Genomic DNA, 12,691 nt, shown 5'->3' on the forward strand with positions numbered 1-12,691 from the left:
ACAATTTGTAGAATTAGTCTAATCCTTCTATTAAAGAATGTTTTAAAAAGATCAAACACAAATCAGAGTACTTAAAACGTACAGGCTAAAAGAGACTCAGTCCATTATGGAACAGAAGTAAGTTTTTTTCATTTGCCTCCTTTCAATAAATTATTCATCGTTACCATCGCATAAAAAGATAAAACGAACAGCACTATTTTCAGTTTGTCCACAATCTATCTTATAAAAAAAATTAATTTAATACTATCCAGAATCACATCCTATGAAAAAGCAGATAGGGGCTTATGGAGTTTTTTGCATCAAATCCCGAATCAATCAGGATAAACTTACGTCCAAAGAAACAGCACCTAAACACCACAAAACCTCAGAACCATTTGACTACCATAACGTAATAACAAATATGAATTTCCAAAAAGCTAAATTAATAGAACAAGCACTGGAAAAACTCCAAACTTCCGGGTACAGTGAAAAAACTAAGGATTTTTACTTGGATTGGATTTACCGTTTTCTCTTTTCCCTTGAAGAAGATGCTACAGAAACTTTTTGTGATGAGGAAATTGACAAATTCATTACCTTCCTCGAAACAGATTGTCTGATTGCAAAATCAACCATAAACCAAGCTAAAACGGCTATTCATTTCTTTTACAAAGAAGTTTTACAAACACCTTTTACAATATCCCACCGCCGTTCATCTAAAAAGAATACTCAATCGCCGGTTATTTTATCCAGAGAAGAAGTAAAAAATGTATTGAACCAACTACATGGCGATAAAGGACTGATGGCTGGCTTAATGTACGGTTGCGGGCTTCGGTTAACGGAATGCCTGCATCTACGGGTTAAAGACCTCAATAAAAAAAAACAAAAAATCAATGTTTGTGATGTTCGCGATGGTAGCTCGCGAAACCTCGATTTACCCAGATCATTGATTGACCCAATACACCATCAGCTAAATAAAGTTAAGCTATTGTATGACGAAAATTTATCAACCAATAACTTTATAGGTGCATTGCTGCCAGAAACTGCCCAAACAAAAGGCAACTGTCAGGCCACATCAAAAGATCTAAGTTGGCAATTTATTTTCCCTTCAAAATATCTGTATCGCATAGAGAACGAAAAACTAGTTCAACAGCCCGTTAGCGAAAGCTACCTGCAAAAAGGCATAAAAGAAGCACTGACAATATGTGGGGTTAATAAAACGGCTGGCTGCCATACTTTTCGGCACAGTTTCGCTACCCATCTGATAGAAGATGGATACGACATTCATCTGGTACAAAAAATCCTTGGGCTTAAATGTATTCAGTCAACCTTAATATACAAGAAACTGGCGAGACAGGACAAAGCTTCCATTATTTCCCCTCTTGACAAATTGTTTGGACCGAACAAATAGGTTTAAAAACAATCTGTTCGAAATGTAAACCGAAGATATAATCCCAATCCGCCGATTTTCATCCTTGTGTGACCCAGGTCACTTTACACTTCATCCGTGTCTGTTTTCTTTGCTGAAAATTTAATTGACCATGAAACAATTTCTTCTGAGACATAAATGGCGATTGGTAGGTATTGCCATTGGCGCTTTTGCCGGGTTTCTGTATTGGTTCTACATTGGCTGTAACTCGGGCACCTGCCCTATCCAGTCAAACTGGCATACCAGCTCATTGTATGGCGGTGTGATGGGCTATTTAGTGAGCGACCTCAAAAAAACGAAAAAAGATAAACCGGAAGAAAATGGAGAAGTTTGATCAGATCATCCAGGGGCAAACCCCCGTTGTGGTTGACTTCTACGCCACCTGGTGTGCCCCGTGCAACATGATGGCCCCCATTCTGCAGCAAGTAAAAGGGAGCTTGGGCGAACACGTTCGGATACTGAAAATTGATGTGGACAAAAACCCGGAGATTGCCATGAAATATCAAATCCGCGGAGTGCCCACACTGATGATTTTTCAGCACGGTCAACGAAAATGGACGGGCAGTGGAGTAATACAGGCCGATCAGCTGACATCGGTCATCCGGTCGGCAACGAGCTCTTCCCAACAGGAACGTTGAGAGGACCCCGAAGAAACAATAACCTTCTTGTTCGAACACAGCAAATAATAATCAACGATGAAGAAAGTGAAGATTGTGGCAAAACATTGCCCGCAAAACCATTTTTGCCCGGTAATGAATATTTGTCCCACTAAGGCCATCACCCAGAGATCGCCGTTCGAGGCCCCGGTTATCGATGAGTCGAAATGCACCAACTGCGGACGCTGCACTCGCTTTTGCGGTTACGGAGCTTTTCAGATAACCCCATAATCCTACCTCAACATCACAATCAGTTTCTTCAGCGCAGCAACAAATACATCAATTTCGTCAATGGTGTTGTAAACAGCAAACGATACCCGGACAGATCCGGTAATTCCGTAATGCTGCATCACGGGGTCAGCACAAAGCCTTCCGGTACGCACGGCAATACCCATTTTATCAAGCATGGTCCCCAGATCAAACGAATGGATCCCATCGATATTAAAGGTAATCACACCCGACTTTTCTGGCTGTGCGCCATAGATGATCATTCCTGGAATTTCGAGCAGCTTTTGTGTGGCATATTCCAGCAGCTGATGTTCGTAAGCAGCTACCTCAGCGACACCCAGTTGTTGCAAGTAATGGATGGCTTCCCCAAAGGCCACAACACCGGTAATGTGCGGCGTTCCCGCTTCAAATTTATAGGGAAGTTCATTAAAAGTGGTTTTTTGAAAGGTTACTTCCGAAATCATTTCACCACCACCCTGATAGGGCGGCATCTGCTCCAGCAGTTCCTTTTTGCCAAACAGAACCCCTACCCCATTGGGACCATACATTTTATGAGATGAAAAAACATAAAAATCGGCATCCATTTCCTGCACGTCCACCGGCAGGTGTTTAACTGCCTGTGCCCCGTCAACCAGCACTTTGACCCCGAATTTATGGGCTTTTGCAATAATCTGTTTCACCGGGTTTATCGTCCCCAGTGTGTTCGAAACATGGGCTACGGCAATAAGTTTCGTTTTTTCATTGATCAGCCCTTCCAGCCTTTCAATTTCAAGCCGTCCATCATCGGAAAACGGGAGGACGACAATGTTGGCACCTTTTCGTTCTGCCATCATCTGCCAGGGAACAATATTGGCATGGTGCTCCATTTCGGTAAGAATAATTTCATCACCAGCCTGAATAAATGCCTCTCCAAAAGAGAAAGCAACCAGATTAATGCTCTCGGTTGTCCCTTTGGTGAAAATGATTTCCTCGCGCGAACCGGCATGGATGAAACCGACAACCTGATCACGGACGGCTTCAAACTCAATGGTAGCCCGGTCGGCTAAAAAATGAGCCCCCCGGTGGATATTACCATAATACTCCAGGTGAAGTTGTTCCTCTTTACGAAGTACTTGCACTGGTTTTTGCGACGAGGCGGCGCTATCGAGATAAATCAGCGGTTTATTGTAAACCTTCTGTTCAAGTATCGGAAAATCTTTTCGAATACGGGCTATATCGAGTGTCGTCATATCTCATTGTTTAAGAGGGCCATCCTTCTTGAAAAATAGCCCTATGGGATTACAAAACTAATGTTTTTTCACGAAGCGCCCATCCGGTGCGGGCAGGTTCACCGAAATCAGCAATTCCATTTAATATATAAACAATGCGGAGAGGCAATTTGATTACGACACCGGGAAACTGACCAATTGGCAAGACAAAAAAAGCGGCCTCATCATGAAGCCGCTTTCCTATATCCAAATTATTTTAGTTCTTATTGTACAATTGCTTTGAATTTAGCTTCGTCGAAATATTTCGCGAATTCCATGTCAGTAGCAACTTTTGCTTTCAGCTCAGGTTTCATTTTAACCGCAGCTTCCAGACTTTCGTACATCAAGTTTTCTTTTGCAGTACGGGCGCCAACAACGGCTTTGAAATATTCTTTCATGTAGCAACCTTCCCAAGTACAGTTTTCCAATGATTTCAAAGCACCATTGTAATCGCCGGCCAAAATCTTAGCCAAACCTACGTTGGGAGAATCTGAGTCGCCAAATAATTTAACGGCTTTGTCATATTCACCTTTCTTGATGGCAACAATACCCAAGTTGTAGTTTACTTCGTCGCCAGCGCCAGAAGCAGCACCAAACAAAGTTTCAGCTTTGGCTAAATCGCCTTCAACCAGTGCAACAGCACCCAGGTTGTTTTTGATGATGGGTTCATTGTTGTTCAGGCCTTCAGCTTTTTCAAACAATGGTTTTGCATCGGCAAATTTGCCTTGTTCTGCCAATACCATACCAGCATTGTTAAATCCTCTCCAATCTTGTGGGTACACTTTCATGAATGAATTATAGATAGCCAGTTGTTTGTTTTTGTCAGAAGTTAATGTTGCGGCATACAACAATTCTGCAGGGTTCAGCGAAGCCGGATCAGAATCGGCCAGAGCAGCAAGTTCTTCATCCGTTTTACCAATCAGGTCAACGCTGGCTGTAATTTTTGCACGGCGCAGTTTAGGAAGAATTTCATCTGCAACCGAAGTGAAAGCTTCAGACAGGTTTTTGATTTCACGTTCGCGAACTTCAGGATCTGAGTACATGGAAAGAACGCGCAGGATCAGTTCTTTGTCCTGGATGTTCGATTTCTCCATCATTTCTTTGAAACCATCCCAGTCTTCCGGAGTGAATTTTGATTTCAGTTCGGCTTCAATTTCTTCCTTCTTCAATTGGTCAGCAACATATTTACTGGAAGTACCTTCGCGTTTTTCGGATAGTTTAGTGTTCCAATCCAGCTCACCGTCGGGGGAAGCATAAGCAGAAACTTCAACACCTTTCAATTCTTTACGTTCAGCTTCAAACGCGTCTTTGGTGTATTCTTTCAGTTTCACAATATCTTCGGCTTTCAGCTCGGTGTTGCGCAACACAGCGCTGTTAATCACATAATGAATGTCAGCCGTGTATTCATCCGGCACAATACGCTGAAATTTGTCGATGTTAGGATCGTAAATTCCAGTTGTATTTTTTTCGCGTTGCACACCAAGGATGGGATCTGGATAATTGATCACCATAGACGAAGTAGCGATGACACCATCAGCCACTTTGATCGGATCAAAGTCAAGGCTTTTCAGGCCTTTAGATGCTGTGATGCGGATTTCAAGATCAGACAGACGCATTTCATCGGTGTAATCAACAGCATCTTTGTAGTTAAAGTTACCACCGTTGGTGTAGCTGATTACTTTGTTGTTGGCATCTACCTTTTCGCCTTGCACGGTTACAGGGGCAAAAGCGGTTTCGCCGCCTTCATACTTCAGCACAGGTGTGGCCACCAAAGTCACTTTCTTATTGAAGTATTGTGAAGGGAAACGGCCGTCGATGGCTACATCAACATCGCCGCCATGAGTCTCAAGGAGTTCAGGAGTAACTTTAAAGTTAATCTGATCCGCATTCTTCTTCATTTTTTTTAGGCTGGAACAGCTTGAGAGAACCACAGCTGCCAACACAACAGAGGCAAGAGGTTTAAAGTTAAATCTTTTCATTTTGACAGTGTTAAAAATATTGATTTCGTAATAATCCCGGTTAATACTTACAAAAATAGCAATGTTTTAGTGATTTAAAAGATTTGAAGGGCTTTTTTAGTCGATCAAAACACGGCTCATCCCGGGCGGCCATGCCTTATCAAAAATAATACCAATCAACGATCGATAATGGGTCGTGTTGGTCACAAAATCGATATTATTGGTATCAATCACCAAAACCGGAAAATCCTGCTGCTGCCGGAAAAAACTAAAATATCCCTTACTGATCTTTTCAAGATACTCCGAATCAATACCTTTCTCATAATTCCGCCCGCGCTTTCGGATATTCCGGAGCAATTTTTCTACATCTGCGTGTAAATACACATACAGATCGGGCTTGGGAAGCTTGTCATATACAATTTTGAAAAAACGATTATATAAATGATACTCCTCGGCCGACAAGGTGTTTTGGGCAAAAATGAGTGACTTCATAAAATAATAATCCGAAACCAGGAAAGAACTGAACAGTTCAAGCTCGCGGATATTCTTGCTCAACTGGTTGTAGCGGTCGGCCAAAAACGACATTTCCAGCGGGAAAGCGTATTTTTCCGGTTCTTTATAAAACTTAGGCAAAAAGGGATTATCATCGAAGCCCTCCAGAAGTGTCCGGGCACCATAATCGCGGGCAATCAGGTTGGTCAGGGTTGTTTTCCCCGAGCCGATATTCCCTTCAATAACTAAATAATTAATTTTCATACGCAAAAAAAATCCCGGAAGCACTGCCTTCCGGGAAATAAATTTACAACAATTCGGTGGAATCGTTTGTCTTACCTACATTTTAATGCCCAGGTGATAAAACACGAACGACCACACATCCGTGTATTCGTCAATGACTTTTGCGGTAGGCTTTCCGCTACCATGTCCAGCTTTCGTGTCAATACGGATCAAAACGGGCAGTTTGCCGGTATTATATTCCTGCAAACGGGCAATATATTTGAAAGAATGCGCAGGAACTACACGGTCGTCATGATCGGCGGTGGTTACCAACACGGCCGGATAATTGCCACCTTGCCGGATGTTGTGATAGGGCGAATAGCCATACAGATAGTCGAACATTTCCTTACTGTCGGCGCTCGTGCCGTAATCGCCTGCCCAAGCCCAGCCAATGGTAAACTGGTGGAAACGAAGCATGTCCATTACGCCTACGGCCGGGAGGGCAACTTTTATCAGGTCAGGACGCTGATTGGTAACCGCTCCTACCAGCAAGCCTCCGTTCGATCCGCCCATAATTGCGAGCTTATCGCTATTTGTATAGTTTTCGGCTATCAGGTATTCTGCGGCTGCAATAAAATCGTCAAACACGTTCTGTTTTTGCAACTTGGTGCCGGCTTTGTGCCATTCTTCGCCATACTCGCCACCACCGCGCAGATTGGCCACTGCCAACACGCCGCCATTTTCAAGAAAAACCATTCGCGTAGAGGAAAACGAAGGGGTCAGACTTATATTGAACCCGCCATAACCGTATAATAAGGCAGGGTTTTGGCCATTCAGTTCTATCCCCTTTTTATGCACAATAAACAGGGGCACCCTGGTTCCATCCTTCGACTGGTAGAATTCTTGCTTCACCTGATAATCATCGGGATTGAACTTTACTTCGGGACGAAAGTACAGGCTGCTTTCCTTTTTAGCGAAATCGTATTGATAAATTTCACCGGGAGTATTGAAAGAGGTATAGCTGTAAAAGGCCAGATTCTCATCTTTTTTACCCGAAAAAGCGCCGGCACTGCCAACCCCGGGCAACTGAATGGTGTACTCAAATGTGCCATCGTAGGCATAAACTTCTACCTCGCTCCGGGCATCTTTCATGTAGTCCACCACAATTTTACCGGCCACAAAGCTCACCGATTGCAACACATTTTCCTTTTCCGGGATGATTTCGGTCCAGTCTTTTTCCTGCGGACGGTTAATATTGATTTTTACCAGTCGGTATTTGGGCGCCTGATAATTCGTGAGAATAAACAAATCATCACCAACATTGTCCACCACATTGAACTCATAATCAAAGCTTTCCATAAACGGGACAAATTCAGCTCCGGCCTTCGACAAATCTTTCACCGAAAGTGCATTCCCGTGGGTTGTTTCGCTCATGGTCAGCGTGAGAAAGCGTTTATCATCGGTTACCCCGGCGCCAAACATACGCTTGGGACGGGTCGAATCTTCCGCAATCAACTGGTCTTCAACCTGAGGCGTTCCCAACTTGTGGTAAAACACTTTCTGATATTCGTTCGATTTCGAGAGCTCACTGCCAGCTTCGGGCGCATCGTAGGCACTGTAGAAAAAGCCACCATCGTACCAGCTCAGGCCCGAGAACTTCACCCAAACAATGTGGTCGGGCAGCATTTCGCCGGTTTCAATATTTTTCACAAAAACCTCGTTCCAGTCCGACCCGCTGCGGGCTATTGAATAGACCAGGTATTTGCCGTCCTCCGAAATTTCGATGGATGAGAGTGCCACAGTACCGTCTTCCGACAAGGTGTTCGGATCGAGCAGCACGCTGGGTTCGCCTTCCAGCGTTTCGGTCATGTACAAAACGCTTTGGTTCTGCAAACCGTCATTCTTAAAAAAGAAATATTTCCCGGCCTCTTTAAATGGCGTGCCGTACTTGGGGTAATCCAGCAAATCAGTCAACCGCTGTTTTATTTGGCTACGAAAGGGCAGCTGCTCCAGGTAGCCGAAGGTTACTGCATTTTGCGCCTCCACCCAAGCCGCGGTTTCGACCGAAGTATCGTTTTCGAGCCAGCGGTACGGATCTTCCACCTCAGTACCAAAATAATTATCAACTACATCCACTTTTCTGGTTTGCGGATATTGAAGGGATTGTTCTGCACAAGAAACCATAAATAATACGGATAAGAAATAAGTCAAATTCTTCATTCCTGAAAATTTTAAAAATCAATTCGGATAAACAGTTTTATGTGTATCTGTTTTCATAAAATGATTACAACAATTTATTTTCATCGCGAACCCGCCGGTCTTTTTTTCCGCCCACGATTTGCCCCGTTACAACACCAATGGCAAATGCAGGAGCTAAAAACACAAAGATATCGGCGGCACGAAACAACCACCACAATAAAACAGCAAGGGCCAACAGGGCGGCCGACCAGCCAGCTGCATGCAAATACGTGTGGTAGAATGGCGGATAGAAACCATGTTCCTTTTTCATGTGTTCACTCAAACCGGACTGCAACCGGTCGAAGGCCCGTCGTTCCCGTCCGGGCTCGTTTACTGCCCGGGCAACCGTATCTCTATGTTTCTCAATTTCGTGCCGAAACGACTGGCATTCGCGGCAAGAAGAAGAAAACGCGTCAACCCGCCTGACATTTCGCAGGTATTCTTCCACACGGAAAAACCGCAGATCACGGGGCTTGGCATCCTTCAACTGCAGGAAGAGGTCATTTTCGAATTCGGCGTACCATTCACTCATAATCAATTTTTTACTAGTGATTAACTACCCAACCGGTTTGCCGCCTGCAAAACAGTGTCCTCAGTTCAACACAAACACGGCAGCGAAAGTTTACAAGAAAAAAAATGCCCGCAAAACGGGCATTTTATGATTTGGTTTTCGATCTTTCTATCGTCTTGAACGATCGTCCCGGTTGTCCCGGCGATCGCGATTATCGCGGCGGTCCCGGTTGTCCCGGCGATCGTCATCACGACGCGGCGGACGGTTTTCGCGTTCCGGACGTTCAACATAGCCTTCCGGTTTAGGAAGCAGTACCCTGCGGGAGAGTTTCAGTTTATTGTCGCGGTCAATATCGAGCAACTTCACTTCAACTTCTTCACCCACTTTTAATACATCTTCAACATTCTGAACCCGTTCCCAGGCAATTTCAGAAATATGGAGCAAACCCTCTTTTCCTGGAATGATTTCGATAAATGCGCCAAAAGTGGTAATCGATTTTACCTTGCCTTTATAAATCTCACCTTTTTCAGGAAGGGCAACAATTCGCTTGATGCGTTCTTTAGCTGCCTCCAGCGCTTCTTTGTTCAGGCCCGAAATTTCAACATAGCCAAAGTCATCTCTTTCTTCGATAACGATGGTGGTTTTGGTTTCTTCCTGCAACTTCTGGATGTTTTTACCGCCAGGGCCAATGATTGGACCGATCATATCTTTCGGGATCTGAACGGTTTCTACGCGCGGTACATTCGGTTTGTATTCGGCACGCGGTTCTGAAATCACTTCCAGAATTTTGCCCAGGATGTGTTCGCGGCCTTGTTTTGCCTGGTGCAGGGCTTGAGACAAAATTTCATACGACAGCCCATCAACCTTAATATCCATCTGTGTGGCAGTAATCCCTTTTTCAGTTCCCGTCACTTTAAAGTCCATATCACCCAAGTGGTCTTCGTCGCCCAGAATATCCGAAAGGACAGCAAATTTCGCATTGCCTTTATCGGTAATCAAACCCATGGCGATACCCGACACCGGCCGTTTCATTTTCAAACCGGCATCCAACATGGCCATTGTCCCGGCACAAACCGTCGCCATAGATGACGATCCGTTTGATTCGAGGATATCGGAAACGACACGTACAACGTACGGGAAATCTGAAGGAATCATGCGTTTAAGCGCACGATAAGCCAAGTTGCCATGGCCAATTTCGCGGCGGCTCAATCCACGGGGAGTTTTTGCCTCGCCCACACAGAAGGGCGGGAAGTTGTAGTGCAACAGGAATTTTTCGGTTCCCTGCACAGTAACGCCATCGATGATTTTCTCATCCATTTTTGTCCCAAGGGTAATGGATGACAACGATTGTGTTTCGCCACGGGTAAAGATGGAAGAACCATGAGAACCCGGCAGGTAATCCACTTCACCCCAAATCGGACGGATTTGCGTGGTGGTACGGCCATCCAACCGGATGCCTTCATCGAGGATCATGCGGCGCATGGCCTCTTTTTCCACATCGTGGTAATATTTTTTGATCAGCTTTTCATGCTGACCCAGGTCGATTTCTTCGTTATCGGCATTGGCTTCTTTGTATTCCACAAGATATTCGTCCACCAACGCTTTAAAAGATGCCATACGAAGCTGTTTGTCAGCAATACGCTGCGTAGCAATGGCATAACATTTTCCATACAAATCAGCGTGTACTTTTTCGCGAAGCACTTCGTCGTTTACTTCGTGGCAGTATTCACGTTTTACGACACCCACTTCAGCAGCCAGCTCTTCCTGTACTTTACAGTGAACGCGAATGGCATCGTGGGCTACCTTAATAGCTTCGAGCATATCTTCTTCGGAAACTTCATCCATCTCGCCTTCCACCATCATGATGTTGTCGTACGAAGCGCCAACCATGATGTCAATATCCGAGTTTTTCAGTTGGGCAGCACTTGGGTTGACGATAAACTCGCCATTGATACGGCCAACGCGCACTTCAGAAATTGGGCATTCGAAAGGAACATCCGAAACCGCAATAGCAGCCGAGGCAGCCAACCCGGCCAGTGAATCAGGCATTACATTTTCGTCGGAAGAGATCAGCATGATCATCACAGCTGTTTCAGCGTGGTAATCAGCCGGAAACAGGGGGCGCAACGCACGGTCAACCAACCGGGCAATCAGAATTTCATCGTCGCTGGGACGCGCTTCGCGTTTCAGAAATCCACCAGGGAAACGGCCTGCTGCCGAGAATTTCTCCCGGTAATCGACCGAAACAGGCATGAAATCAACATCTTCTTTAGCTTCTCTGGCGGACACCACTGTTGCGAGCAACATGGTTCCACCCATTTTTACTACAACTGCCCCGTCGGCTTGTCTGGCCAGGCGTCCGGTTTCAATGGTAATTGTCCGTCCGTCACCAAGGTCAATTGTCTTAATAATTGCTTGACTCATAAAAAATAGAACTAATAATTAAATAATACAAACTGTTTCAATCCGTGGTGGGGATTTCAAAAATAATAAAAGGCAATAAATTTATTGCCTTTTATTATGAATAATTTTATCGACGCAGGCCGAGTTCTTTAATGATCTGGCGATATCTTTCGATATCTTTTTTAGCAAGATAATCCAACAAACTGCGGCGTTTACCTACCAAGCTAACCAAAGCACGCTGGGTGCTGAAGTCCTTTCTGTTTTTCTTCAGGTGCTCAGTAAGGTGAGCAATCCGGTACGAAAACATGGCAATCTGACCCTCGGCCGAACCGGTATCTGTTGCACCTTTACCAAACTTTTCAAAAAACTCTGCTTTCTTTTCAGAAGTCAAATACATAACTTTTTATTTTAAAAATGATACAATGTTTAAGCCGCAGCATCGCGTCCAATAACAACAGCTTAAAATTAATTACTCAAAAATCTGCGCAAAAATAACTAAAATTCTTTGTATTTCAAGTTTTTATCTGTCTAAATTGGACGCACACCGTAATTTTAGATCAAGGAAGTTGGCCCGGCAGGACTCCTCTTTCATTTATTGAGTTTAAAAAAAAAAGGAAGAACCGTTTATAAATTTTTCTCCCAGAAATACATTGGAGGGAGGCACTCGCTGTAACCCGCCTTTTGGTAGAGCTTTTGTGCCGAAATGTTATCGTGCCGAACTTCGAGGTTAATGCGGCAAAAGCCATTCTCGCGGGCATACCCGGCAATGGCATCCAGCAGAAACCGGCCAACACCCTTTCCCCGGTAGTCAGGATGAACCACAAAGTCGTGAATATTGAGCAGGGGTTTTGCCTTGAAGGTCGAAAAATTCTTATTGCAATTGGCGAGGGCCGCATAATGACCATCGGCAAGGGCAAAAAATCCCAAATAGCTCGGGTAGCCCTTCAGCCCATCAATAATTTTGGGGGCTAGTTCCTCAGACATCGGGGCGCCGTTCCCCATTTCATCGCGCATATAGATATCCAGCAAACGGATTAATTGGTGGCGATGAACTTCGTTTGTCAGATCGATGGGCAAAAAAGTAAACTCCATAACGCTTTTGGCTCAAAAATAATTAAAATCGGCCAAGGTGACCACACACTGGCAGCCTTAAACAGGGAAATCGCCTCTAAAATATAGTCACCGGTTCAATGCGCACATGCTCAAAAACTCCAAATATGGGCGTTCCACGGGGCAATGGCATGTTGAGGCCGTCTCAAAACAAAATTTGGGACGGTCTTTCTTTTTCTGGATTTTGGAGATTTTAGATTTTGTAGTTGGTTTGTTTATGG

General features: G+C 44.5%; 13 protein-coding genes. 4 read left to right on the top strand and 9 right to left on the bottom strand.

The features are described from left to right. Positions 1–262: 262 nt before the first annotated feature. The 4 genes from N2K84_RS14900 (at position 263) to N2K84_RS14915 (ending at position 2,292) form a co-directional block, all read left to right on the top strand. Entirely contained in the window at positions 263–1,387 is a 1,125-nt protein-coding gene (locus N2K84_RS14900) for an integron integrase (protein ID WP_282592620.1), read from the top strand. Between the two features lie 130 nt (positions 1,388–1,517). After that, positions 1,518–1,739, top strand: a complete 222-nt coding sequence (locus tag N2K84_RS14905; RefSeq protein WP_282592621.1) for a DUF6132 family protein — start codon at positions 1,518–1,520, stop codon at positions 1,737–1,739. Continuing rightward, a complete protein-coding gene (trxA, locus tag N2K84_RS14910) occupies positions 1,726–2,043 on the top strand; it encodes a thioredoxin (protein WP_282592622.1) in 318 nt (105 codons plus the stop codon). The genes N2K84_RS14905 and trxA overlap by 14 nt, the downstream gene beginning before the upstream one ends. Positions 2,044–2,100: 57 nt before the next feature. Continuing rightward, the gene (locus N2K84_RS14915; RefSeq protein WP_282592623.1) at positions 2,101–2,292 is read left to right on the top strand and encodes a 4Fe-4S binding protein; all 192 of its coding nucleotides are present in this window, start codon (positions 2,101–2,103) and stop codon (positions 2,290–2,292) included. Between the two features lie 2 nt (positions 2,293–2,294). On the opposite strand, the gene N2K84_RS14920 is transcribed toward N2K84_RS14915, so the two are convergent. From N2K84_RS14920 to N2K84_RS14960, 9 genes are all read right to left on the bottom strand, one after another. Further along, a complete protein-coding gene (locus N2K84_RS14920) occupies positions 2,295–3,518 on the bottom strand; it encodes an aminotransferase class V-fold PLP-dependent enzyme (protein ID WP_282592624.1) in 1,224 nt (407 codons plus the stop codon). Between the two features lie 49 nt (positions 3,519–3,567). After that, positions 3,568–3,747: a hypothetical protein gene (locus N2K84_RS14925; protein WP_282592625.1), complete on the bottom strand. Its 180-nt coding sequence runs from the start codon at positions 3,745–3,747 to the stop codon at positions 3,568–3,570. A 13-nt stretch (positions 3,748–3,760) separates the two neighbouring features. Then, positions 3,761–5,434: a tetratricopeptide repeat protein gene (locus N2K84_RS14930; RefSeq protein ID WP_282592626.1), complete on the bottom strand. Its 1,674-nt coding sequence runs from the start codon at positions 5,432–5,434 to the stop codon at positions 3,761–3,763. Positions 5,435–5,611: 177 nt separating this feature from the next. Next, positions 5,612–6,250 carry a deoxynucleoside kinase gene (locus N2K84_RS14935; RefSeq protein ID WP_282592627.1) on the bottom strand — a complete coding sequence of 213 codons (639 nt, stop codon included), beginning with the start codon at positions 6,248–6,250 and terminating at the stop codon, positions 5,612–5,614. A 75-nt stretch (positions 6,251–6,325) separates the two neighbouring features. Then, positions 6,326–8,428, bottom strand: a complete 2,103-nt coding sequence (locus N2K84_RS14940; RefSeq protein ID WP_282592628.1) for a prolyl oligopeptidase family serine peptidase — start codon at positions 8,426–8,428, stop codon at positions 6,326–6,328. A gap of 64 nt (positions 8,429–8,492) precedes the next feature. Further along, on the bottom strand, positions 8,493–8,978 hold the full coding sequence (locus tag N2K84_RS14945; protein ID WP_282592629.1) for a hypothetical protein: 486 nt from the start codon (positions 8,976–8,978) through the stop codon (positions 8,493–8,495). A 147-nt stretch (positions 8,979–9,125) separates the two neighbouring features. Next, the gene (pnp, locus tag N2K84_RS14950) at positions 9,126–11,381 is read right to left on the bottom strand and encodes a polyribonucleotide nucleotidyltransferase (protein ID WP_282592630.1); all 2,256 of its coding nucleotides are present in this window, start codon (positions 11,379–11,381) and stop codon (positions 9,126–9,128) included. A 106-nt stretch (positions 11,382–11,487) separates the two neighbouring features. Next, entirely contained in the window at positions 11,488–11,757 is a 270-nt protein-coding gene (gene rpsO, locus N2K84_RS14955) for a 30S ribosomal protein S15 (RefSeq protein ID WP_282592631.1), read from the bottom strand. 227 nt (positions 11,758–11,984) lie between these two features. Further along, positions 11,985–12,452: a GNAT family N-acetyltransferase gene (locus tag N2K84_RS14960; protein ID WP_282592632.1), complete on the bottom strand. Its 468-nt coding sequence runs from the start codon at positions 12,450–12,452 to the stop codon at positions 11,985–11,987. Positions 12,453–12,691: the final 239 nt, after the last annotated feature.

The sequence above is a fragment of the Gaoshiqia sediminis genome (assembly GCF_025907915.1).
Taxonomy (GTDB): Bacteria; Bacteroidota; Bacteroidia; order Bacteroidales; family Prolixibacteraceae; genus Gaoshiqia; species Gaoshiqia sediminis.